Source organism: Rubripirellula tenax, assembly GCF_007860125.1.
Taxonomy (GTDB): Bacteria; Planctomycetota; Planctomycetia; order Pirellulales; family Pirellulaceae; genus Rubripirellula; species Rubripirellula tenax.
Genome location: NZ_SJPW01000005.1, coordinates 330,994 through 355,120, shown reverse-complemented (window position 1 = coordinate 355,120; position 24,127 = coordinate 330,994). Strand labels below are relative to the sequence as shown.

Genomic DNA, 24,127 nt, shown 5'->3' with positions numbered 1-24,127 from the left:
CATCCTTGACCGTTGCCACGCGAAGCTGACCCCGCCGAAGCCGCTGAACGCATTCCCGGCGAAGAGCGACTGTCGATTCGTATCGGGTTGATGATGAAGGACTGGCAACCCGGCCGAGTCAAGACGCGATTGGCGGTCTCGATTGGATTCGAAGCGGCGGCCGCCCTGCACCGACTTTTTGTCCACCATTTGTGTCGCTCGCTTGCCCAGACGGCCGACGAAAGAACGCTGGTTTACGCTCCCGCCGAAGCAGGAAGCCGGCTGCAGAGCCAACTTGTCGCATGGAGATTGGAACAGAACTGGTCGATAACCGTTCAGTCCGACGGCGACTTGGGCAAACGAATGGAGACGTGGTTCACGAGCGTTTTTTCGGACGTCCATTCCGAATCGCCGGTCGCGGCGATCGTGATTGGTGCGGACTGCCCCTTGTTGTCGCAAGACGATCTGCGCCAAGCGGCGGCGGCATTGGAAACGTGCGATATCGTGTTGGGGCCGGCCATGGATGGCGGATACTATTTGATCGCGATTCGGTCGCATCGGGTGGCATCAAACCGCTCGGTCCGTACCCAACTGGGTGAACTGTTTTCCGAGATCCCTTGGGGCACCTCGTCGGTGTTGGAAATGACTCGGGATCGGATCGGCAATTTGGGTTGGAAGGTGTCCATGCTGGAAGTCCGCGAAGACGTCGATACAGTCACGCAACTCAACGGCCTTCGTCGTCAATTGTCTCGCCAAGTCGTGTCGGACGAATCGTCGTCGTTGGTCGAGTTCGCTAGGAATATTGATCGTGTACTCGAGGGCGCCACTGCGCCGGAGATTCCTTCATGAAGTCTCATATCCTGATCGTCGGCGGCGGCGTTATTGGACTGGCGACGGCATGGGAATTGTCGAATCGAGGCTACCAGGTGACGATTCTGGATCGCGGTCGCGTCGGCAAGGCGACGTCTTGGGCAGCCGCTGGGATTCTGCCCCCGGCGAATTTTGACACGGCCACCGATCCGATCGACCAACTTCGCGGGTTGTCGCATCGGCTGTTTCCCGAATGGGCCGCGAAGCTTCAGCGTTTGACGGACATCGACATCGGACTGCGACGGTGTGGGGGTTGGTATTTGGCCGACACGCCCGGCGAGCGCGCTTCGATGATCGGGATGACCGGCTACTGGGACGAATTGGGCATCGAATGTCACGCGGTCGCCGTTGACGAAGTCGCGCGGCGCGAACCGGCGATCAAGTCATGGATCACGCGTACGTCGGCTAATGACGAACCGGTTGCGTCGGCTTGGTGGGTTCCCGATGAGTCTCAAATTCGCACACCACGCTACTTGAAGGCTCTGGCGGCCGCTTGTCGATCGGCCGGTGTGACCATCGTCGAAAATGTTTCGGTCGAAGCGATCGAATCCGGCGATAACGCGTCCCGATGCCGCTGCGGCGATCAATGGTATTCGGCGGATGCGATGATCGTCTGCGGTGGTTCATGGACGGGCAGCGTCGCCGAAATGTTGCAACTTGAACAATCGATCATTCCGATCCGTGGTCAGATTTTGCTGTTGAAAACAGAACGGCCCGTCGTGGGTTCCGTCGTCAATGTGGGTCACCGATATGTGATGTGCCGCGACGACGGTTCGACATTGGTGGGATCATGCGAAGAAGAGGTCGGATTCCAATTGGGCACTGATGAAGCGATGCTTGACCAGCTGAATGCGTTCGCAGTCGCGATGGCACCCGAGCTGGCATCGGCAGCGAGGATTCATCAATGGTCGGGCCTGCGTCCATTGACTTTTGACGGTTTCCCCATGATCGGTCGTGTGCCCAACCATCCAAACTTATATGTCGCGGCGGGGCATTTTCGCAGCGGTGTCCACTTGTCGCCGGGGACCGCGATCGTGCTGTCCGATTTGATCGAGGGAAATACGCCCGCGGTCTCTCTGGACGCGTTTCGCGTCGGCAAACAACAAACTCAACCTCATTGATCCCTATGCAAAACGAAGAAATCGACGACTCACCCACCCTTGACCCGCCCGGATCAATCGCCGTGATCGGCGCCGGACCGCTAGGAATCGAAGCGGCGCTGTACGGCCGATTTATGGGATATGACGTCACGGTTTTCGAGGCCGTCGCGGTAGCGAACTCGCATCGCAATCACGACGAGGAACCGCTTCCGATGCTGCCGGATCGGTCGTTGTCGCCGTTGGCAGTTTCGGCGCTGCAGGCCCAGCAACCCGAACTCGTTCCGGCGCTGCCCATGACTTATGGACAGTGGATCGAGAACGGGTTGGAGATGTTGTTGCAAACGGATCTGTTGCGTGATCGGCTGCGTTGTCCCGCCAAAGTGACGCGGATCGAAACCGTCGCGGTCGAAGCCGATGAACCGGATGAAGACACCAGCGACGTGCCTCCCGATTTCCGATTGACGTTGTCGACGCCCTACGGCGGAGACGAAACGTTCGACGCCGAGTCCGTCATCGTGGTGACCGGAATCGCCGATGCGATCGAACTGGGGTTTGCGCTTCCGGCGGACTATTTCTTTGCGATCGGGAAAGCAATGGCGGGCGAACCGTTGTCCGAAACAACGTTCTTGACCGGGTTGAAGGAGATCGTCGCCACGTATGCAAGTTTGGCGGGTCGGTCCACGCTTGATCTCTATCGCCCCCGACGTGGCTAGTACAAAAGGTCGGGTTGCTTGCCGTTTGTTGTGTTGTGGCTCAACTTTCGGCGTTCGAAAGTCGGTTTATACCGATTCTGTCGCTCGTATCAGACGGGTGAGTCGAACCAACCAGAGAAGATGGTGTTTCTTTTTCGCCACACCCGTCTCGTGCATGCACCGTGTCCTAGCATTCCCTGACGAACGAGTGCCATCGATCCCTTGGGTCGAGGTCACTACGGGCGTTTCCGATGGAAATTTGCCATCGGCGAATTGTGAATCCAAACACGGGGTGATGTAGATGATCAAGCTAACGCGGCTCGACGGTGAGCCTTTCGTGCTCAATGCCGAACTGATTCGATACGTCGAACGACGCCCCGATACCTTCATCACCCTGACATCGGGCGACCGCATTGTTGTTGTCGAGTCGATGGATGTCGTGATCGAACGTGCTGTTGACTACCAACAGAAAAAGCACTTCATGCCGATGCCGCGAGTGATGGCGGGTTAGGCCTAACGTCCATCGCTGCAGACACGAGTGTTCTCAAACTTCCTTCATCCACGTACTCGCACATTGCGACATAGATAACGAACCATGGATATCGCTAGCCTCGTCGGTGTGATCCTCGCCGTCGGTTTGATCCTCGGATCGATCGCGTTAGGTAACGCTCCCTTTTCAGCCTTCATCGACATCCCGTCGTTCATGGTTGTTTGCGGGGGAGCGGTCGCGGCCGCGCTGATTGCATTCCCGCTTAGCAGTATGCTGAAGTCGCCGATGATCGCGCTGAAGGTGCTATTGAACAAGGGTGAAGATCGCTTGGCACTGATCAAGCAGATCGTCGAGTTGGCCGAAACGGCGCGACGCGACGGATTGCTGGCACTCGAATCCAAAGTGGCCGACATCGCAAACCCGCTCGTCAAAACAGGCATCCAAATGGCTGTCGACGGCAGCACGCCTGAAATTGTAGAAGAAGTCTTGCGGACCGAAGTCGAGGCCATCCAGTGTCGTCACCGCGAAGGAAAGGGCATCATGGACCAACTCGGGCGATTCGCGCCCGCCTATGGGATGATCGGGACGTTGATGGGTTTGATCATGATGCTTCAAGACATGTCCGACCCATCCGGGATTGGTGCCGGTATGGCGGTTGCGTTGATCACGACGCTCTACGGCGCTATCGTGGCCAACGTTATCTGTTGCCCGTTTGCGGAAAAATTGGGTCTGATCAGCCGCAACGAAGTGATCAGTCTTGAAATCGCCATTCGAGGAGTCATGGCCATTCAATCCGGCGAAAGCCCTCGTGCGATCGACCAGAAGCTGCGTACATTCCTGCCGCCCAAACAACGTGCTGCGGAGTAAATCATGGATCAAGAAGAAGATGTGATCGGCATCCCCGAGTGGGTTGTGACGTTCGGCGACATGATGAGTTTGCTGCTGACGTTCTTTATCATGTTGGTGTCGCTTAGCGAGATCAAAGAAGAAGAAACGTATCAAGCACTCGTCGACTCGATGCAGCAACAATTCGGATACGCCAAAACGCTTGACGCGCTCGCACCAGGCGATTCACGTCCGCGTAGCACGGCGTTCAAACCGCTTGCAACGACCGGACGCGCCAAGAAAAAAGATACGGCCAACGGCGGTGTGCCTGAAAAGGCACCGACCGGCGAAGAACCGCTTGTGCGCATCATCCGGCCCGGACAAGTCACGGCAGTCGGTTCCGTTGTGTTTTTCGAAATCGGTTCGGATCGTTTGTCGAAATCAACCGAATCGGTGCTGACGGATCTGGCCGTCCAGATGCGAGGCAAGCCGCAGAAGATCGAAGTACGTGGCCACGTATCGGCCGAGTACGCAGCCCGAACCGAAGGTACCGAAGAAGCTGTGATGTTAGGTATCCGTCGCGCCGCCGCGGTCCAGCGGTTCCTTACCAGAAATACGGAATTGAACCCGAATCGTTTCCGGATTTCATCCGCCGCCGCAAGCGAACCGATGAGTAGCAGCGGCCGAGGAAACTCGGTTTCCCAGAATTCGCGTGTCGAAGTCTTCATGCTAGATGAGACGGTCGACGACCTTGTCGGTACGGAAGCCGAACGCAATGCCGCCGTGGTCATTCCCGGTGGAAACTAAAGAATATTTCCTGAATCCCATTCGCACAGTCCAAGCGAAACAATCGAGACAGCGCCATGGCAGATGAAGCACCCGAGAAGGAAGACGCCGAAGTAGCAGCCGAACCACAATCCGGCGGCGGTGGACGCATGTTGATCATCGCGTTCGTGGCGGTTGTCGTGCTGCTTGAAACGGCGATGTTCTTTTTCTTTGTTCCCAGCGCTGATGACGTCAGTGCGTTGGCTGAAGCGAAATTGATCCAGTCGGTTCAAAAAGGCGAAGTCGAAGCCGAGGAACAGGAATCCGACGAGAACGAGGTCGTTGAATTCCAGTTGGGGATGTATGGCGAAATCTTCAGCCCACACGACACGGAACGGACGTACCGCGTCGAGCTCGATCTCTACGGTTTGATCCGGAAGAAAAACGATGAGAAAATGAAATCGGAATTTGGTAGCAAAGAAGGCCGACTCCGCAACGCCATTCGCATGAAAATCCGAAACAGCTCGATGGAAGAGCTCGGCGAAAATAATTTGGGCTTGCTCGAACGAGGCATTTTGACGAAATGTAACCACATGCTCGAGGAAGATTTGCTGTTGGGCGTCGGCTTTAAGTCGTATCAACTGATCGAGCAGTGATTCACAACTTGTGTTTCACGTGTGAAACACTCTCCATTCAATGATCCAATCGTCCAGGGAAGGACACGAACGTGGCTGATCCGAACGACGAAGTCGAAGAAAACGAAGCAAGCGCAGACAAGCCAGCCGTTGCGGCGGCTGGGCCTGATCCGGCGGACTCGAAAAAGAAGCTCAATACAGACGAAATCGAGGATCTTCTCAACCAAGCCACTGCGTCGCTGGACGAAGCCGTTGGCGACAACGTTTCGACCGAAGCCCAGCCGAAACCGTTCAGTTTCGGCGATCTGACGCCCGGTACGGAACCGGCCCAGCGGCAACCGATCGATCTGCTCGGCGAAGTCGAGATGGATTTGCGGGTCGAACTCGGTCGCACTCAAATGCGACTCGAAGAAGTTCTTCAATTGCGCAGCGGTTCCGTCGTCGCGCTCGACAAGCTTGCCGGCGATCCCGTCGACATTTTTGTCAACGGACGCTTGATTGCCCGAGGCGAAGTTCTGGTCATGAACGATAACTTCTGTATTCGAGTTACCGAACTTGTCGGCGCCTAACATCAAGGACTTCCCCATGCTCACCAGGCACATCTTTTGTTGGTTGTCTGCGATGGCGATCTTGGTCACCGCCGATGGTGCGGCGCAGGAATTCGATACCGCATCGGTCTACCAACGACCTTCCGCGATGGCGATCGACGACGAAGTCACGCCGCAAGCGAAAATCGCTCGCCCCGGAAACTTCCCAGCCTTCCAAGTTCGCGAACATGCGTCCGACGCACTCGTCGAAACTGCCGAGCCAAGCAAGAACCAGTTCGCGATCCCCGCGATCACGGTTACATCCAGCTTGGCCGTCGTCTTGGGGTTGTTCGCCGCGATGGTTTGGGTGACGCGGAAATACGGTTCGCGGTCGATCGCTCCCGGGGCTATCCCGCGTGAAGTGATGGAACATCTTGGCAGTTCCGCGATCGACCCGAGAACGCGATTGACGATGATCCGCTGTGGAGCTCGTATTTTGGTGCTGTCTCAAACCGCCACCGAAGTCCGCCCGCTTGCTGAAATCACCGATGCCGAGGAAGTCCGACGTCTGACCGCCGCTTGTCTGGGTGACTCGAAACGTAACTTTGCCGATGCGATCGAATCCATTGAAAAAGAAAAGCCGCAACCCGGTTTTGCCGGTGAGTTAGGAACGTCCTTCGACGCGCCACGTCAACGCGGGCGTTTGTTCACGACAACGGGCTGAACGGGGTCACGTGTGTTGTATGTTGTTGGGTCAGGGTTGGGTCACGATGCCGAGCCCGCGAAGCCAGTTCTCACAGAGTCTGGGCCACTGTGAAGCGCCCGGTGTGTCGGCGGCCAACCCCAAGCCGTGTCGGCCGGCCGGGAACACGTGAAGCTCCGCTGCAACGCCTCGTTCGATGCAGGCATCGAAGTATCGCAAGCTGTTTGCAACCGGCACCGCTTTGTCCTCGATGGTATGGAATAGGAACGTCGGTGGCGTTTGCGGTGTCACTCGCGTTTCGTTGGACAGCGACAGCGCCAATTGTGGGTCAGGATCTTGGCCCAGTAAATTTCGACGGCTTCCGGCGTGAGTGAAGGAGGGATCCATCGTGATCACGGGGTAGCACAAGATCGAGAAGTTTGGCAGAGACGAGAATCGGTCGATCGGGTCGACTGCATCGGGATCCGCTTCATGAAATTGGGTCGATACGGTCGAACACAGGTGACCACCCGCCGAGAATCCGATCACGCCGATACGGTCCGGATCGATGTTCCAGCGTTTGGCGCCCGCTCGCATCGTTTGAATGGCACGCTGCGCGTCTTGCATCGGCACCGGGTGTCCGTATCCCTTCCCCGCGTTCCCTTTGCCGCGAAGTCGGTAGTCGCAAATGGCGGACGCCACGCCCATCGATTTGAACCAGTCAGCGATCTGGTGACCCTCGTGGTCCATCGCATGGCCACCGTATCCGCCACCGGGAAGGATCACGATTCCCGCCGTCGGCGTCTCGGAATCGATTCGCGTGACGATCAAATTCGGGGCATCCCCTTCTTTGTCTGCGGTAACGCCGGGCGCCCCGTTTTCCCACAACTTCAACGTGACGGGTTCCACCGCGCTGGCGCCCATCCAAGCCATGCTAGAAAGAAAAAGAGTTGTGATAGTGAGCTTGAATGTCATGGCAGGAGTGCTTTTTGGAATGAGGAAACGCGAGGGGTAGGGCAGGGTAGTGGACGCGGCAGTTCGCATCACCAAGACCACAGTTTACCGCACCGAATTCGACTTGCGCTGGTTCCGCTGCGCCATCTTGCCCTGGATCAATCCTCGGTCGGGGATCGCATAAATTCGGGATAGCGAGTATCACCACCCTGATCGTTGTCGCTCCTTTCCATGCGAATTCACTTGCCATGCTGTTTTCTGTCATTGCAACCGCTCCGCCACGTTTCGGGTTGCGCCAGCGTTTGTCGCTGTGGCGAACGATTCTGGCGACGGCCCTAGGCGAACGTCTCGTTTATCGAGGTGATTTCGCGCTGGGGACGTTGATGCGGTTCTTGCCGATCATTACGCAGATATTTTTGTGGTACGCAGTTTTTGATTCGATCGGTGAAGCCGAAGGTGAGGACGCAGCGTCGATCGGTGGTTTCGGATTTCGCGAAATCGTCGCCTACTATCTATTGACGATGATCGCTCGAGCGTTTTCCAGTATGCCGGGTTTGGCGTCGGGCATCGCGAAAGAGATCCGCGAAGGCGAGATCAAACGCTATTTGATTCAGCCGGTGGACCTGATCGGATTTCTGCTGCTGACACGGATCGCTCACAAACTGGCCTACTATGCCGTTGCGACGCTGCCGTTCGCGCTGGTGTTCTATCTTTGCCGTGGCTACTTCGTTTCCGGCTGGCCGTCCCCATCCATCGTGATCGCGTTCATTGGATCATTGGTGATGGGATTCTTGATCGGTTTCTTTTTGGAAGCGGCGATCGGGATGATTGGCTTCTGGTTCTTGGAAGTGTCATCGCTGCTGTTCGTCTATATGTTGTTCAGTTTTTTCCTGTCGGGCCACATGTTTCCTTTGTCGATGCTGCCGCCTGGAATTGAAACGTTCGTGAATTTTTTACCGTTCAAATACTTGGCGTACTTCCCGGCGGCGGTGTTTCTGGGGAAAGTTCCCGAGGATGAATTGCCGATTGAAATGGCCATCGAGGCCGCATGGTTGGCATTCTTCATCATTGTGTGTCGTGTTGCCTACGCACGTGGCGTTCGCCGGTACAGCGGATTCGGAGGTTGATCGGATGACCAGCGTCGAGCCTAGTTACACGAAGGTGTTTTTGACGTTCGCCCGCAATAGTCTGGTTCGGGACATGACGTTTCGGACGAACTTTGCGTTGCAGTGCGTTAGCAGTATCGGATGGACGGCAATGAACGTCGGCTTCTATTTGATTCTGTTCCAGCACACCAAGACCATCGGGCAAGACAGTGGGTGGGACGAGCCTAAGTTTTTCCTGTTCATTGCAACGACATGGTTTATCAACAGTATCGTGCAGGCGTTCTTCATGCCGAATGCCGAAGAGTTTAGCGAGTTGATTCGAACCGGTGGTTTAGATTTTGCGTTGCTGAAGCCGATCGATACTCAGTTTTTGGTGTCGTTTCGACGGATCGATTGGAGCGCGCTATCGAACTTCTTTGCGGGAATGTTGATCGCGGCGGTGTCGCTGTACCAGTTGGCGACTCGTGAGGTGGATCCGATGGTTCCATCGGCGCTGTCGTTGATTTTGTACGTCATCTTTCTAGGCTGTGGCGTCGCGATGATGTACAGCCTGATGATCTGTTTGAGTGCAACAAGCATTTGGTTGGGACGGAACCAAACGCTGTACAACTTTTGGTTCTACATTACCAATTTCAGCCGCTATCCGATGGAGATGTACAATCGGGGTTGGGGGACGCCGATGTACGGTTTCTTCACCTTCGTGATTCCGGTGCTGTTGGTCGTCAACGTTCCCGCTCGGTTGATCGCCAAGCCTATCAGTCCACGGACCAACGAAGAATGGATGTTGATCGCGTGGGCTTTGGTGGCAACGGTCTTGAGTCTGCTGGCAAGTCGATGGGTATTCCGCCGAGCGTTGTTGAGCTATCGAAGCGCAAGTTCGTAGGTTGCTTGGCCACTTGGAAAGCGATGCCCGTCTCGCCGGCGAGGATGCGCGGAACCTACTTGATTTCGCTTGTTTCTTGCTTGGCTTCGTCGATGGGGAGTCCCGCGTTTATTCCCGGACGATCGTGGCCGACTTCGGTTAGCCACGCGGCTTTCATGATGGCTTGACGGGCCGCGGTTTTCTTGACATCTTCCTCGTCGGCCGTTTTTCGATCCGACAAGCCCCAAGCGTCTAAAATGGCATCGGCGAGAATGCGGTGACCTTCGTTGGTAATGTGGACGCCGTCCGCCGAGAGCGTGTAGCGAGGGTCAACGGCTCGATTGGCTTCTAGGTAGGACGTGACGGGAGCGTGCAGGTCGATCACCATCGCGACGCGATCGGATTGTTGCTTGACCCAGTCACCGTATTTCTTAATGACTTCTCTGTCATAGTTTTCGTAAACCGTTTTCCAACCGAATTGTATGGCATCGATTGGTACCAATTTGCCCGTTCCTTGAATCGGAACGGGGTCAAACGGCGGTGGCGTCATCAAGACCAGTTTGGCGCCGCTGGCGGTCACCTTGTCGATCAGATCATTGACGCCCTTTTTGTAGATCGCAAACCGCTCTTCGCTGAATGGGTGATAGATGCCGTCATTCATCCCATAGCAAGCGACCACGACATCGGGCTTTAGTACCGACAGCGCGCGGTCGAGTCTTGTTTGCACGTTCGGTCGCGGGAACGGATGGTCGGGTTCGGTAAGTCCGCTGCACGTCTCGCTGGACAGACCCAGGTTGATGATTTCGGGCCCGTATCCATTTGCGACAACGGTCGCGTCGATCACATCAACATAGTGGCCGGCGTACGTGATTGAGTCGCCCAAGAAGACGATTCGTTTTGCCGTCAGCGGGAACGCAGGTTCATCACCGACTGCAAAAGTGGCAAAAAGGCAGGCAAGGCCGGACAAGACTGAACGCATGGTGGTTTGACTTTCAAAGGGAATCGACGGCCGCAGATCAACGTACAGGATCGACGATCCTAGGATTCTAGTTTGCGGCGGCTCGCGGCGTGGTGGTGAGGATCGTCTTCATTGCCCATTGTCGCTCGCCCCGCCGATACGATCGCCGCCACTTGCAGGGGGGCATCCCTTGTCGATTCGGCGGATCGGTACTACTACTTAATCATGCCTACCCATCCCAGTCGCAGCCGATTTAATGATTATCGAGAAACCGTTCGCGAGCGGAATACGTCCAAAACGCGTTCTGACACGAATCCGCACAGTGATCGCAGCGCCCGGAAACTAGGATCGCGCGACCGCAAATTCTGGGAGCTGTTCAGAGCGTTTTTGGGCTTGATCGCCGGACACCGGTCGCAGATCGCGGTGTCTTTGTTTTTCTTGACCATCGGAATTGGATTGCGATTGATTCCGCCGTTCGGGACGAAACTTGCGATCGATTCGGCGCTAACGACGCCACCGAAGCCGCTGCCGATCTGGTTGGAATCGATCCCCGTTCCGGATTCCCGAATGGGATTGTTGATCGCGATCGCGGGCGTGGTCGTTGTGGTGACAGGATTGGGGACGATCGTTGCGCTGATCAGCCGATGGACGGCCACCAAGGCGGTCAACCAAACGCAAGTTGCGATCCGCCGTCGCGTTTTCGATCATGCGATCAAGCTGCCGCTTCACCGCGTTTACGACATGAAAAGTGGCGGCGTTGCTAGTTTGATTCGCGAAGATGCGGGTGGCGTGGCCGAGTTGATCTTCAGCATGATCTACAATCCGTGGCGCGCGATCATCCAGTTTATCGGCAGCCTGATCATTCTGATGTTGGTCGATTGGAAATTGATGGTGGGCGGTTTGCTGTTGCTTCCGATCGTCTGGGTGACTCACCGCACGTGGATCAATCGCATCCGTCCGCTGTACCGCGATATTCGAAAGCAGCGTCAGAAAATTGATGCGGGGGCGACGGAGACCTTTGGCGGAATTCGTGTCGTGCGAACGTTCTCAAGAAGTCGCAGTGAATCTTCGCGGTTCGTTCGCGAAGGTGACTTCTTGGTTCGCCAGCAACTGTTCACTTGGTGGTGGACGCGAATCATCGAAACGATTTGGGAAGTCATCATCCCGTTGGCATCAACAGGGCTGTTGTTGTACGGCGGCTATCAAATCATCGAAAGCCAATTGACGCTCGGTGACCTGATGATGTTTCTGGTGTACTTGACGATGCTGTTGGATCCGTTGGCGACGATTGCCGGAAGCGCGGTGACGTTTCAAAATAATCTGGCTGGGTTAGACCGTGTCTTGGACGTTTTGGAAATCGAAGACGAGTTGCCGACGGGCGATAACGCCAAGTCGCTGAAGCGATCGGATGTCCGCGGCGCGATCTCGATCCGTGACGTTTCGTTCTCGTACCCGGAATCCACGCCGTTAGTCCTTCGCGATGTGTCGATCGAGATCGAAGCGGGGCAAACGGTTGCCCTGGTCGGACGCAGCGGCGCGGGCAAGACGACGCTGACCAATTTGATCGCTCGGTTCTATGATCCGACGGCGGGCAGCATCAGCTTGGACGGTCGCGATCTTCGTGACATTGAATTGTCGAGCTATCGAAGTCTGCTTGGTATCGTCGAACAAGATGTCTTTCTGTTTGATGGCACGATCCGCGAAAACATTGCCTACGCGCGGCGTCGGTCGACTCATGACGAGGTCATTGCGGCTGCGACCGCGGCGGCGGCCGACGAATTTATCTGCAAAATGCCGGATGGTTACGACACCGTCATCGGAGAGCGTGGCGTCAAGCTGTCCGGTGGCCAACGCCAGCGATTGGCGATTGCCAGGGCCATTTTGGCCGATCCGAAGATATTGATCTTGGACGAAGCGACCAGCAATCTGGATAGCGAGAGTGAACGGATGATCCAGAACAGTCTGGCCGAACTGCTGAAAGACCGAACCGCATTTGTGATCGCCCACCGTTTGAGCACGATCACCGGTGCCGATAAAATCATCGTTCTTGGCGACGGCGAGGTTCTGGAAGTCGGTACCCATGACGAGTTGGTGGCTCGCGGCGGGAAGTATCGCGATATGGTGACGCTACAAACCGGCGACGTTTCGAGGGACGATGTGTCGCATTTTTGACTGCCCTGGCCTGACCCTTGCTATACTCTGGCTTCCCACCTTCCCACCTTGCCTGATATTTCAAATCGCTATGAAACTGCGAAACTGCTTGTTCGTCGCCTGCTTTTGCTCGCTGATCTCGCCGTCCATCGGCACCGCGGGTGACAGGGATTGGCCACAGTGGAGAGGTCCCCAGCGCGACGGACATGCGGCAGCCCAGCCCTTGCTCGAATCGTGGCCCGACGGTGGGCCGGCACAAATTTGGCAGGCAAGTGGCCTTGGTCGAGGGTATTCGACTGCCGCCGTCGTCGACCAGCGGATCTACACGCTGGGTTCGGACGAAGCCGGGTGTTTCGCAGTTTGTTTGAACGCAGCGGACGGCGGCGAAGTCTGGAGGACAACGTTTTCGAGAGCAAGCAATGGTGACGACTATAACCAAGGTTGGGGCGGCGGACCGCGCAGTACACCGACGGTCGTCGGGAACCACATCTACGTGCTCTCGGATGTTGGTGTTGCCGCGGCCATCGATCGGGACAGCGGCGATGTGACATGGAAAGTCGACGTTGTGGAATCCTATGGCGGCAAAGTTCCCACGTGGGGCTATAGCGAGTCGTTGTTGGTCGATGGTGACCGGGTCGTCGTGACCCCGGGAGAAAGCAATTTCATGGTCGGACTGAACTGCAGCAGCGGCGAAAAGGTTTGGACCAGCCAGGGCGTTAACGCCCCTGCTCAATATGTGTCTCCCATAAAAGCCACTGTCGCAGAAACGACGTTTTACGTAACAGCCAGCAAGCCGGGGCTGTTTGCCTTCGACACCACATCGGGCGGAAAGGTGTTCTCTGACGCATCGACTGGTAACAACGTCGCCGTGATTCCAACGCCGATCCTTCAAGGTGATGAACTCTATCACACCAGCGACTATGGGTCGGGGAATACGTTGATCAAGTTGAGCGGCAATGGCGGCGGAAAAATAGCAACCGAATCGATCTATCACTTGGCCGACAAGACCATGCAAAACCATCACGGTGGCGTCGTGTTGGTCGACGGCGTGATTTATGGATTCACGAAAGCCAACGGTGGCACGTGGATGGCGCAGGACATGGCATCGGGCGAGACACTTTGGGAAGAAAAGATTCGACCGAACCGAAGCGGATCCATCGCCTTCGCCGACGGACGCCTCTATTGCTACAACGACAAAGACGGGAGTGTTTACTTGGTAAAACCCAGTCGTACAGGCTGGGAATCGAGTGGGCGACTCGAGTTGCCTCGGCAAACGGATCTGCCGCGAGACAAAGGCGCGATCTGGGCACACCCGATCATCGCTGACGGCATGTTGATCATCCGCGATCAAGACTTGATGTTCGCCTACGACATCAGTCGAAAGTAGTCCTGGTCGCCGGGACGGCCTAGTCAAGCACGAATGAAGACTGGCCTTCGACTAGAACGTATCGTCGATCGACGGCGATGTCTGTGAAGGTTTGCAGCGTCCCCGTCGGCCAGCGGACGATGACTTCGTCGATCGCCGCGTCTTTCTCAAGGCCAAAATCGAGCACGCGTTCGTTGCTGCAAAGGTATCCGTCGCCAGCAGTCTGCCACTGATGCGATGAAGTGGATCCAGCGCTGACGGTGACGCGACCACCGATGGCATCGCGTTCTGATTCGGTGCCGACCAATCGAAAGCTAACCCAATGAGCCGTTGAAGACGTTTGGTTTTCGAGCAAAGCAATCGGCGCGTCCAAATGGTTGGCGATCAAGTCGGTTTTTCCGTCACCATTCCAGTCCAGTTTTGCTAAAACCCGGCCGAGCGTTTCGACTTGCCCATAGCCTGAGTCGTCATCGTCGGTTGCTTGCAGTTCGAAGCCGTTGCTTACGCCGCGAAAGAATTGGGGACGCATCCGAAAGGGTTGGTCGATCACGGAGTAGTCATCGATGTGCCCGTTCAAGATAAACAGGTCCAACGTGCCGTCTTGGTCCGCGTCGATTGCTTGCGTGCCGAATCCGAGCATCGGGAACGTCGCGGCGGTCAGCCCTAACCTCGCAGCAATATCAGTGAACGATCCGGTTGAATTCTGAATATACAAGCTAGACGACTGACGCGAGAAGTTGGTCATGTGGAAGTCGAGTTCGCCATCGTGATCAAAGTCTCCCGAAGCGATTCCCATACCGGCTGTTGCAGTACCAGAATTGTCCAGTGCGATGCCGCTGATAACGGCCTTCTGTTGGGGTGTTGAGCCGGTGTCTGGCCAAACCCAGTAGTGGTTGGGCCACGAGTCATTGGCGATCAGTACTTCGTTGCCCGGTTTTGAATCGATGTCGGTGACCACCACGCCCAGTGAACTGCCACCGGTTTCGGTGTCTTGGTCAAGCGACTCTATCGTAAATCGATTGCGACCCGTGCTGATAAAGAATCGGTCAATCGCGTTTTGGTAAATCGTCGGCGAAACATTGAAAGGTATGCCGTCATTGGGCGGGGCGCGTCGCTGGAAGACTGCCGGGTCGTCGACGTAGTTGGCTTCGACGACATCTGGAAGCCGATCGCCCGTTACGTCGGCAATCGCGATCGATGACGTGTACATCGGTGTCGCATCGCTGATCCAATCCGATCCGTCGATGAACGATCCGTCGCCTTGGTTGATCAGAATACGATTACTGCCCAACGCGCCGACCACTAAGTCGGGCCAACCGTCTTGGTTCAAGTCGCCGACGGCCAGTCCCGTGGTGTAACCGAAATCGACCGCTTTTGCATCGGATGTGACATCGGTGAATTTTCGGCCACCGTTTCGGAACAAGCGATCGGATAGTTTTCCGAGCGTATGCGGTGGTTCGCCTGAACCTTGACCGAGATAGACGTCGGGTTTTCCATCGAGGTCGAAATCGATGACAGCGATTCCTCCACCAAGCGTTTCGTGCAGTCGAAAGTACTTCTCAACTTTTGTTGGTGCGTTGTAGTATTCAAACGTCAGTCCCGTCTGGACCGCGACGTCGATAAAGCGAACCTGCGCGGCGTCATTCGCATTCGAAATGACTTTCGTTTTGGGTGTCGTGGTGGCGAAGGCTAGTACTTGTTCCCGTGTCGGTGGCGGGAACGGATTACGGTTCATGCCCAACGTCGCTTCATCGGCGGATCGGGTAGCAAAGTCAGACTGTGAAAGCAGCTTGTTTCGTTCGCGGGCTATTCGGACGATTAAATCGGGTTTGTCAGCCGAATGGATTTGTGACCATTGCAGATACTCAAGCGGCAATCCGAGTTTTAGCCACTGCACGGTCAACTCATTTTGAAATTCCGTGATTTCCGCCTGGCTGGTCGTGGCCAAAGCCAGTTCGCGAGTTCGGTCGATTAACAACGCCCGCTCTATCGACGCTCGTGAATCAATTTTTCCAGCCTCGGAATCGCCTAGAGACAAGCCGCATACGGCTAGGCGTTTATAGTCAACGTCGCTCGTGGGGTCGATTTCAATGGCTTGGAACAATGCGCCAGCGGCCATTCGGGGTTGGCGTTGCTCAATCAGAAACGCACCGACGGCCGACCAGTACTCGCTGTATCTATCTGCATTCTTTGGGCACGAATTCAACCAAGCCGGGATGTCTTCGAGCTGTTGTGATTCAGCCAGCACGGCACCGAATAGGGCCGCGTGTTCTGGGTGTGTCCAGCCACCGCGTTGCTCAGGCTCAAGTGTTTGGTAGGCTTCGTGGTCTCTTCGGTGCGTGTGCTGGTAGCGTGCAAGGGCAAGCCGTTGCGATGCCGGACTCATGTCGGATGCTTGTTCAACATCGTAGTTGCGCGATGGTGGATACGAATCGCGACGATGGATCAAACTTCGTAGTTCGTCTTCCGTCGCCAATCCGAGGCGGCATAAAGCATGGACATGCTGGCAGGCGCGATGCCGATAACCGCGGCGGTTGAGCAGGCGTACCAATCGATGACGGACATCGTGCCGATTCGGTTCCATGGTCAACAGATGTTCCATCGCGGCCCAAGCCACGTCGGCATCGAAGGCGATGTCATCGTTCAAGGCGATTGCGGCGTCGGAGATCAACTCTTGAGCAAGATTGAAAGACGAATTGCCCTTTGGCACGCCGCGAGCCAATTCGATTACTTGTGGGAACTGTCCATCAGCAAGTTCCACTTCGGCGGCCGCCAACCTTGCCGATGCATCGTTGGGTGACGCGATCATGCGTGCCCGGGCAGTCGTCCGAGCCTTAGTGATATCGTTGTACCTCGCCGTATCGGCGATCGTGTCGGGAGCAACGCGATCGCTTTCCACCATCGATGCCGGCGGCGTCGGTTTCGGTGAACTCGTCGAAGCGATTTCGCGTTGGCAACCCTGTGCGAACACCATCACAACGATGAATGCCGAAACCGATTTGAATCGACGCATCACGCGAAGCTCTTTTCTTGAGTATCCGTCATACTAACGTTGGTAGATCGGCAGATAGCTGCGGTCGAGCTGCATCATGATCAGATTGCACGCGGTGACGTAGACCGGGTGGATTTGGCCTTCCCAGAAACCGTCGGGTCGCTGCTCGCTGACGATGCGGTCGTACAAGCGATCACGAAACGGTTGCCACAATTCGTCGCCTTGGCGATAGACGACTTGGCTGTAGTAAAGATAGGTGTAGTGCCAGTGACCGAACGCGCGTGTGCCGTCGCTGATGTCGTGCAGTTGATCTTTAGTATAGACCAACATTTCGGGGACATGCTGGCTGTCGTAATCGCCTGCGTTGTAGAGTGCGGCCAGGGCGGCGGCGGTGATGGCCGGGCGGCTGCTGCCTTTTTGGCGACTGCTATAGCTGATTCCGCCGTCCGGGTTTTTGCATCCGTAGATGTACTCTTTCGCCGACTCGATGATCTTGCCGCTGACGGGAATGCCGGCGTTGCGACAGCCTCGCAAGCCTTGCACTTGAGTGATCGTGGTGGATCCTTCGTCGAAGTCGTTGCCTTCGCGGGCGGATACATAGCCCCAGCCACCGGCGGCTGTTTGGGCATTTCCACTGAACTCGACGGCTTTCGTCAGCACTTCGACGAGCTCTTCCCGCCGGTCGATCAATCCTTCCTCGCCTAAAATTTGCGACAAGAAAAGCATCGAAAAACCGTGGCCGTATGTGTACCGCGAATCGGTTTGCGGATCACCGATCAATCCGTTGTCACGCGACTTGCTGATCAGGTAGTCCGACGCTCGAGCGAGTTCTTTTGCGTAGGGGCCCTGAGTCGTGGTGCTGCCGCTGGCGATCATCGCGGTACCGGCCAACGCCGCCATTGCGGTCGGATAGACCTGGGTGTTCCATTGGCCTCGCGAGGATTGCGTCCGCGCGAGCCAATCGAGGCCCTTGGCGATCGAATTGTCCCAGCGTCCACGTCGATCGGAATCGGCGGCGGTTGCCGACGACGCGGTGGCGCCGGCAACGGTAAGCAACGTGGCGGTACGGAGCCAGTCGCGTCGGTTGATCGAATCATTCATGAAGGAATTCCTGGTCGCTGGGTGGGATGGGCGTTGGCCAGCCCCATCATTCTAACGTTCCATCGGCAACAACCGATTTGTGCAGCCCGCTTTTTCGTTGGCAATTGGGACAAAAGAACGTGCTTCGCTGGGCCTGGACAATCCGCCGAATCGTGCCGCCGCAGCGGAGACACGGTTTTTCGGCTCGATCATAGACACGGTGATAGTTTTGATAGCCACCGGCGTCATTGAGGGCGTTTCGGTAGGTGCCGTCGCTCAGAGTGCTGCCTTCGTGACTTATCGCAAGCTCCAAAACTTCGCCCGTCGCTCGCACGATTCGCGACCACTGGGGCCCGGTTAGCTTGTCACACCGAGTTCGCGGGTCGATGCCGGCCAAGTACAGAATCTCGGCCGCGTACAGATTGCCGATGCCCGCGACAGCCGCTTGATCCAATAACGCGACTTTGATCGCGCGGCGGCTGGTGCCCAGCTTCTGACGCAGTTGGTCGGCCGTGATTTGCAACGCGTCAACGCCCAATTTGGCATCAACGATCGATATGACTTCCGTCGCGTGCAACAGCCGAATGGTGCCGAGTCCACGGCGATCCCAAAACAAAAGTTGTTCGCAGGGGCCACCCGATAATACGATCCGAAGTCGCAAGTGATCGGTCGTGGGCGGATCGGCTAGAAGCACCAGTCCCGTCATCCGCGGTTCGATCACCATCACTTGCCCGTCGTCGAATTCGATCATGACGCGCTTTCCGCGCCGGCCGATGCCGGACACGGTGTGTCCGCGCAGGCGACGATCGATTGCATCGATGCGAGGACGTATCTGAATCGGTCGACGCAGGCACGGCGGACAATCAACCGACTCAATGCGGCTGCCGACGATCGGCAGCACGCCGCGGCGCATCGTTTCGACTTCGGGAAGTTCAGGCAAGGGGAGTTGGTGACAGGTGACAGGTGAAATTTGGGGTCTAGGCGTAGACGCGGCCTTCGGCGGGATAGCGTTGGTGGTTGGCGATGTTGACGTGGTCGGCGGATCGAAAGGCTTGCCAGCTGCCGATGGCCGACAGCACGGCGTCCAATGCGTCACCGCCAGAGTCTTGCATGATGATACGCCGATGGTGAGGCGAAATCAGCACGTTCGCGTTTTTGCCTGTGGCGTTGACACCTTTTAAGATCGACCGGCGGACGGTTTTGTGATTGTCGTCGGGAGGTTTTCCGCCCGATTGTTTGTACTTCTGGTGCGGCAAGCTCAACCGTTTCAGCGTCGATGAGGGACAGGCTTCCACAACGATTCTTTTGCATTCGCGCAGCTTTGGATACTGGAACGGCAACACCGAGGTTGCGGGATCATCACAGATCAACGCCAGCACGTCGCGCATGCCGTGAAAAGTCTGGTAGATGATTCGATAGTGGTAACAGTCAAACGGAGTTTTTGTTTCGCGATCGGTCTTCCGTCGGATGTGCATTGTGTCGCCAAGCTGTTGAGCGCGAGCGACAAGCGAACGACCGTAGTCCTTGGCGTCTCCGTCGAACTGTTGCACATGCCGCAACTGGTCGGGCCACGCACCCAAACCTAGCTCGATCGGCAGCCCGAACGGAAAGTCCATCCCGACGAGCGACCCTGCACAGGCCAGGATACGATCGGCGAGGGAGACGCATACTGCTGCCCGATCATCGCAGCCCGCCAACGACCCAAGTGACTTCAACACCGTCAATTCCATCCGATTCGAGTCCCCCTGGACGGCCATTTCGGCGATCCATGCCGTCTTTCCCGATTTTGCAGCGCCACTGAAATCGACGCCAATGACGGTGTGAATCGGCGGAAGCGGGACCATTGGGGAAACCATCGCGTTGACCGGATGTTATGTGCGAGCGAGAATCGGGGTTCAGCTAGTGTAGATCCGATGTCGACCAATCCACTGCCCCCCGAAATACCCCACTATGAGTAATTCCGTTTCGCCCGAGCACGCGACGGCTTCCGTACCTGATGTCCGCGGCCGTTTCGGTGAATTTGGCGGCCGATTTGTGCCCGAAACGTTAACAAGGGCACTCGATCAACTTACCGAAGAGTACGAAAAGGCGAGAAAAGACCCCGAGTTCCAGCGCGAACTCGACGGGCTGTTGAAGACCTTTGTCGGCCGCCCCAGCCCGCTATATCACGCCAAACGGATCAGCGACGAGATCGGCGGGGCACAAATTTGGCTCAAACGTGAGGATCTCAATCACACCGGCGCTCACAAGATCAACAACACGATCGGCCAGGCGCTGTTGACGCTGCGGATGGGTAAGACTCGCGTGATCGCCGAAACCGGCGCCGGCCAGCACGGCGTTGCCACGGCAACGGCATGCGCCCACTTCGGATTGCCCTGCACGGTTTATATGGGCAGCGAAGACATTCGGCGTCAGAAACCGAACGTGTTCAGTATGAAGTTGATGGGGGCCAATATTTGTCCCGTTGAAAGTGGGTCTAAGACCTTGCGAGACGCGGTTAACGAAGCGATGCGAGATTGGATGTCGTCCGTCGAAGACACACACTACATCATTGGCAGCGTGATCGGTCCGCACCCGTTCCCGATGATGGTTCGCGACTTCCAATCGATCATCGGCCGCGAAACTCGCGAGCAGTGCCGGGATTCGTTCGACCGACTGCCCGACTGCGTTGTCGCTTGCGTTGGTGGCGGTTCGAACGCGGCCGGAATGTTCTATCCTTTTGTCGAAGACGAAGGCGTGCGTTTGGTCGGCGTCGAAGCGGGGGGCCGCGGTCATGATCCGGGTGACCATGCGTCGCCATTGACCTTCGGCAGCCCTGGTGTGCTGCATGGCAGTTACAGCTACGTGATGCAAGACGAAGACGGCCAGACGTGCGACGTCCACTCGATGAGCGCCGGACTGGATTACCCTGGTGTCGGTCCCGAACACAGTTATTGGAAAGACACTCATCGCGTCGATTACATCGAGTGCGGTGACGACGCGGCCATGTCGGCGTTTGACAAGTTAGCTCGCACCGAAGGAATCATCGCGGCGCTTGAAACTTCGCACGCAATGGCCAAGGCCATCTCGATCGCAGCCGATATGTCGCCCAAAGAACACTTGGTCGTTTGTTTGTCGGGACGCGGCGACAAAGATGCGATGGAAATCGCGAGACTGCGTGGCGAGACTTGGTAGTCAACGCGTTACAGTCTTTCGCAGTGACAAATTTCAATCGCGACGTTGGGATCAATCCTCGCCGCTTTCGTCGGATTTTGGCTTTTCGATTTCACGGACCATAACATCGTCGCCTTCGATTTTGACTTCGAACGATTCCACTTTGACTCGCGGGTTGTCCTCCCACGTTCCATCCTTGATACAGAACCGCCACGCGTGCCAAGGGCACGTCACCGTGTGTTCGTCGACGTAGCCTTCGGCCAAGGACGCCCCCATGTGAGGACACAAGTCGTCGATCGCGTACCAGTCGTTACCTTTGCGGAACACGGCCACCATTCGACCATCGACGGGAACCGCTTGGCCGACGTTGTCTTCGAAATCACTGACTTTCCCGACCACTTCAAATTCGCTCACCGTCGTTCACCTTTTCGAATTGCCTTGCCAAGATGGGGTTTGATTCGACACACTTTAGCCCAGCGGACAGTTTTTCACATCCGGTTGCCCAAATTGGAGCACCCTGTGTGGCCGTGCGACGCCGTCGCAGGGTGCGTTCTGTTTTGTAGACTGCTTTGCAGTTTCGATCCCCCACAGCGTGGCGGGTCCACTTAGGGTTTTCCGAAAATGATTGACCAACAACGACGCCGATTGCTCGAAGCCCGCGTTTGGCCCCACGTCCAAGCGCCCGCCCAATACGTTGGTGGCGAGCGGAATATTGTTGTCAAAGACCACGCGGCCGTTCGCGGCAGGCTCTGCTTGGGCTTTCCGGATGCCTACACGATCGGCATGAGTCACCACGGGTTGCAGGTTCTCTATTCGATGATGAACCGACGCGACGATTGGTGCGCCGAGCGAGTCTTTACGCCATGGCCCGACATGGAAGCAAAGCTACGCCAGCACGGCATTCCGCTTTACAGTCTAGAAACCTTCACGGCGCTGTCCGACTTTGACGTGATCGGACTGTCGCTGCAGTACGAGATCAGTTCGCCAAACGTGTTGACGATGATCGACTTGGGTGGAATCCCGATGATGTCGGTGGATCGAACGATGGCTGATCCGTTGATGCTGGCTGGCGGTCCATGTTGTCAGAACCCGGAGCCGATGGCTGACTATTTCGACGTCATGATCATCGGTGACGGCGAACCGGCACTGCCGACGGTTTGCGATTTATGGATCGACTTGAAAGAACGCTATCGCCGCGTTGATGGCACGTTTGCCGGTGGTGACGAAGGTCGTGGGCAACGCGAAGAATCGCTTGCCGAAGTCGCACGTGCGATGGATTGTGCCTACGTGCCTCGGTTCTATGTTCCGCAGTATGCCGATGATCGAATCGCATCACTCGATCGGACGCGTGACGACGTGCCCGCCACGATTGCGCCCAGCACGATCAGCGACTTGGACGGTATGCCGCTGCCCACGTCACCGATCGTGCCCTACATCGAATGCGTCCACGATCGGATCGCCGTGGAGATCATGCGGGGTTGTCCACATCTGTGTCGTTTTTGCCAAAGCACGGTGATCAAGCGGCCCCTGCGGATTCGCGAGGTCGAAACGATCGTCGATGCGGCTTGGGAGAGTTACAAGAACACGGGCTATAACGAAGTCAGCGTGTTGTCGCTTTCCAGTAGCGACTATCCGCACTTTGAACCGTTGGTGATACGGCTTCACGAAGTTTTCAAACCTCACAACGTCAACGTGACCGTGCCCAGTCTGCGAGTCAACGACCAGCTTCGGACCTTGCCGCTATTGTTGTCCGGCGATCGTCGCCGCAGCATGACGCTTGCGCCCGAAGTGGCCCGTGATGATATGCGAGAACAGATTCGCAAGAAGATCAAAAATAGCGATCTGATCGAAGGTTGCCGCGTCGCATTCGCCAACGGTTTTGAAAGCGTCAAACTGTATTTCATGTGCGGCTTGCCCGGCGAGCGGCGCGTCGACTTGGAAGGCATCGTCGAATTGGCCGAAGCGATCGCGACGGTCGGCAAAGAAGTCAACGGTCGTTACGCGCGGGTCACGGCCAGCGTGTCAAACTTTGTCCCCAAAGCACACACGCCGTACCAATGGAACGGCATGCAGCGGCGCGAGTATTTCAAATGGGCGCACCAGGTGATGCGGGCGCATCGCAAGATCCGCAGCGTCACGATCAAGTGCCACGACATCGAAACCAGTCTGTTGGAAGCCGTCATCAGCCGCGGCGATCGGCGGATGGGCAAGGTCATACTGACCGCGTGGCAGCGTGGCGCCCGGATGGACGGCTGGACGGAGTACTTGGATCCGAAGCGTTGGTGGGACTCGATTGACGACGCCGGCATCGACGTCGAAAAACACATCCACCAGCCGTACGAGTTGATGGACAAGCTGCCCTGGGACCACGTAAACGTCAAATTCGGCCGCCCGTATTTGGAAAAAGAGCAGGGCAGGGCAACCGTTCAATTGGCTGCCATGGCCGACGCAAAGTAGCTCGCATCGGTGAATGTGTAGTTGGCCAGCCAGCCACAATTTCGGGATTTTTGCAAGTAACATTACGAGAACGCGGTCGGCGGGCATAAAATCTCCTACATGGGATGCTGGAGCACTTCGAAACGAATCTGCGGATCTGGGCTGGCGTTGCTAGCGTCGCTGATGCTGGTTTGTTCGCCGGTGATCGCCGCCGCGAACTGCTGTAAGCGGGCCGCCCAGGTCAGCGAAATTGCTTCCTGTCCCGCTCCGGGTCCGTCGTGTTGCCAGCATCATGTGGCAAGCGATTGTTCACCATCGGATGCCGAACCGGTCGGCACGCCAAGCGACGATTGTCAGTGCCAGTTTCGCTGTTGTGCCGATGTGCCTCATAAGTGGGCACTCGCCCAATCGGATGCCTCGGTCGCGTTTTCACCTGCCGTCGACTGGCAAGCATTTTCTTACCCGGTGCCGTCAGGTCGCGATTTCGCATTGCCTCCGGTCTGG

At 56.6% G+C, this 24,127-nt stretch carries 22 protein-coding genes; 15 read left to right on the top strand and 7 right to left on the bottom strand.

The window, feature by feature from the left end:
- Positions 1–12 precede the first annotated feature (12 nt).
- The 9 genes from Poly51_RS19720 to Poly51_RS19680 all read left to right on the top strand — a co-directional run bounded on the left by Poly51_RS19720 (position 13) and on the right by Poly51_RS19680 (position 6,607).
- The gene (locus tag Poly51_RS19720) at positions 13–828 is read left to right on the top strand and encodes a TIGR04282 family arsenosugar biosynthesis glycosyltransferase (protein ID WP_146459501.1); all 816 of its coding nucleotides are present in this window, start codon (positions 13–15) and stop codon (positions 826–828) included.
- Positions 825–1,970 carry an NAD(P)/FAD-dependent oxidoreductase gene (locus tag Poly51_RS19715; protein WP_146459500.1) on the top strand — a complete coding sequence of 382 codons (1,146 nt, stop codon included), beginning with the start codon at positions 825–827 and terminating at the stop codon, positions 1,968–1,970. Before Poly51_RS19720 ends, Poly51_RS19715 begins: the two co-directional genes overlap by 4 nt.
- 5 nt (positions 1,971–1,975) lie before the next feature.
- Positions 1,976–2,662: a hypothetical protein gene (locus tag Poly51_RS19710; RefSeq protein WP_146459499.1), complete on the top strand. Its 687-nt coding sequence runs from the start codon at positions 1,976–1,978 to the stop codon at positions 2,660–2,662.
- Between the two features lie 280 nt (positions 2,663–2,942).
- Entirely contained in the window at positions 2,943–3,152 is a 210-nt protein-coding gene (locus tag Poly51_RS19705; RefSeq protein ID WP_146459498.1) for a flagellar FlbD family protein, read from the top strand.
- An 84-nt stretch (positions 3,153–3,236) separates the two neighbouring features.
- Positions 3,237–3,998, top strand: a complete 762-nt coding sequence (locus tag Poly51_RS19700; RefSeq protein WP_146459497.1) for a motility protein A — start codon at positions 3,237–3,239, stop codon at positions 3,996–3,998.
- 3 nt (positions 3,999–4,001) lie between these two features.
- Complete coding sequence (locus tag Poly51_RS19695; protein ID WP_146459496.1) at positions 4,002–4,763, top strand: OmpA/MotB family protein; 762 nt, start codon at positions 4,002–4,004, stop codon at positions 4,761–4,763.
- 56 nt (positions 4,764–4,819) lie between these two features.
- Entirely contained in the window at positions 4,820–5,377 is a 558-nt protein-coding gene (locus Poly51_RS19690) for a dihydrolipoamide acetyltransferase (RefSeq protein WP_146459495.1), read from the top strand.
- Positions 5,378–5,448: 71 nt separating this feature from the next.
- The gene (gene fliN, locus Poly51_RS19685; protein ID WP_146459494.1) at positions 5,449–5,925 is read left to right on the top strand and encodes a flagellar motor switch protein FliN; all 477 of its coding nucleotides are present in this window, start codon (positions 5,449–5,451) and stop codon (positions 5,923–5,925) included.
- 16 nt (positions 5,926–5,941) lie between these two features.
- On the top strand, positions 5,942–6,607 hold the full coding sequence (locus tag Poly51_RS19680) for a FliO/MopB family protein (protein WP_146459493.1): 666 nt from the start codon (positions 5,942–5,944) through the stop codon (positions 6,605–6,607).
- A gap of 30 nt (positions 6,608–6,637) precedes the next feature.
- Here the strand turns inward: Poly51_RS19680 and Poly51_RS19675 are convergent, their stop codons facing one another.
- Complete coding sequence (locus tag Poly51_RS19675) at positions 6,638–7,540, bottom strand: alpha/beta hydrolase (protein WP_186775684.1); 903 nt, start codon at positions 7,538–7,540, stop codon at positions 6,638–6,640.
- A gap of 227 nt (positions 7,541–7,767) precedes the next feature.
- Here Poly51_RS19675 and Poly51_RS19670 point away from each other — a divergent pair, with 227 nt between their 5' ends.
- Together Poly51_RS19670 and Poly51_RS19665 are read left to right on the top strand one after the other, a co-directional pair.
- Positions 7,768–8,646, top strand: coding sequence for an ABC transporter permease (locus Poly51_RS19670; RefSeq protein ID WP_146459492.1), 879 nt, complete (start codon positions 7,768–7,770; stop codon positions 8,644–8,646).
- A gap of 4 nt (positions 8,647–8,650) precedes the next feature.
- Positions 8,651–9,508: an ABC transporter permease gene (locus tag Poly51_RS19665; RefSeq protein WP_146459491.1), complete on the top strand. Its 858-nt coding sequence runs from the start codon at positions 8,651–8,653 to the stop codon at positions 9,506–9,508.
- A 55-nt stretch (positions 9,509–9,563) separates the two neighbouring features.
- Here Poly51_RS19665 and Poly51_RS19660 read toward each other — a convergent pair whose 3' ends face one another.
- The gene (locus Poly51_RS19660; protein WP_146459490.1) at positions 9,564–10,466 is read right to left on the bottom strand and encodes an SGNH/GDSL hydrolase family protein; all 903 of its coding nucleotides are present in this window, start codon (positions 10,464–10,466) and stop codon (positions 9,564–9,566) included.
- A gap of 204 nt (positions 10,467–10,670) precedes the next feature.
- On the opposite strand from Poly51_RS19660, the gene Poly51_RS19655 reads away from it, so the two are divergent.
- Entirely contained in the window at positions 10,671–12,617 is a 1,947-nt protein-coding gene (locus Poly51_RS19655) for an ABC transporter ATP-binding protein (RefSeq protein WP_146459489.1), read from the top strand.
- A 70-nt stretch (positions 12,618–12,687) separates the two neighbouring features.
- A complete protein-coding gene (locus tag Poly51_RS19650; RefSeq protein ID WP_146459488.1) occupies positions 12,688–13,983 on the top strand; it encodes a PQQ-binding-like beta-propeller repeat protein in 1,296 nt (431 codons plus the stop codon).
- A gap of 19 nt (positions 13,984–14,002) precedes the next feature.
- On the opposite strand, the gene Poly51_RS19645 is transcribed toward Poly51_RS19650, so the two are convergent.
- Genes Poly51_RS19645 through Poly51_RS19630 form a run of 4 tightly spaced genes read right to left on the bottom strand, consistent with a single transcriptional unit; the run spans position 14,003 to position 19,878 of the window.
- Positions 14,003–16,975, bottom strand: a complete 2,973-nt coding sequence (locus Poly51_RS19645; protein ID WP_146459487.1) for an FG-GAP-like repeat-containing protein — start codon at positions 16,973–16,975, stop codon at positions 14,003–14,005.
- Between the two features lie 33 nt (positions 16,976–17,008).
- On the bottom strand, positions 17,009–18,055 hold the full coding sequence (locus Poly51_RS19640; RefSeq protein WP_146459486.1) for a prenyltransferase/squalene oxidase repeat-containing protein: 1,047 nt from the start codon (positions 18,053–18,055) through the stop codon (positions 17,009–17,011).
- Positions 18,056–18,101: 46 nt separating this feature from the next.
- Complete coding sequence (gene mutM / locus Poly51_RS19635) at positions 18,102–18,974, bottom strand: bifunctional DNA-formamidopyrimidine glycosylase/DNA-(apurinic or apyrimidinic site) lyase (protein ID WP_146459485.1); 873 nt, start codon at positions 18,972–18,974, stop codon at positions 18,102–18,104.
- A 37-nt stretch (positions 18,975–19,011) separates the two neighbouring features.
- Positions 19,012–19,878, bottom strand: coding sequence for a DUF429 domain-containing protein (locus tag Poly51_RS19630; protein WP_246114622.1), 867 nt, complete (start codon positions 19,876–19,878; stop codon positions 19,012–19,014).
- A 106-nt stretch (positions 19,879–19,984) separates the two neighbouring features.
- On the opposite strand from Poly51_RS19630, the gene trpB reads away from it, so the two are divergent.
- The gene (gene trpB, locus Poly51_RS19625; protein ID WP_146459483.1) at positions 19,985–21,208 is read left to right on the top strand and encodes a tryptophan synthase subunit beta; all 1,224 of its coding nucleotides are present in this window, start codon (positions 19,985–19,987) and stop codon (positions 21,206–21,208) included.
- 51 nt (positions 21,209–21,259) lie between these two features.
- Here the strand turns inward: trpB and nirD are convergent, their stop codons facing one another.
- Positions 21,260–21,601 (bottom strand): nitrite reductase small subunit NirD, encoded by a 342-nt coding sequence (gene nirD, locus Poly51_RS19620; RefSeq protein ID WP_146459482.1) that lies wholly within the window; start codon positions 21,599–21,601, stop codon positions 21,260–21,262.
- 207 nt (positions 21,602–21,808) lie between these two features.
- Here nirD and Poly51_RS19615 point away from each other — a divergent pair, with 207 nt between their 5' ends.
- Complete coding sequence (locus tag Poly51_RS19615) at positions 21,809–23,644, top strand: TIGR03960 family B12-binding radical SAM protein (RefSeq protein ID WP_146459481.1); 1,836 nt, start codon at positions 21,809–21,811, stop codon at positions 23,642–23,644.
- Positions 23,645–24,127: the final 483 nt, after the last annotated feature.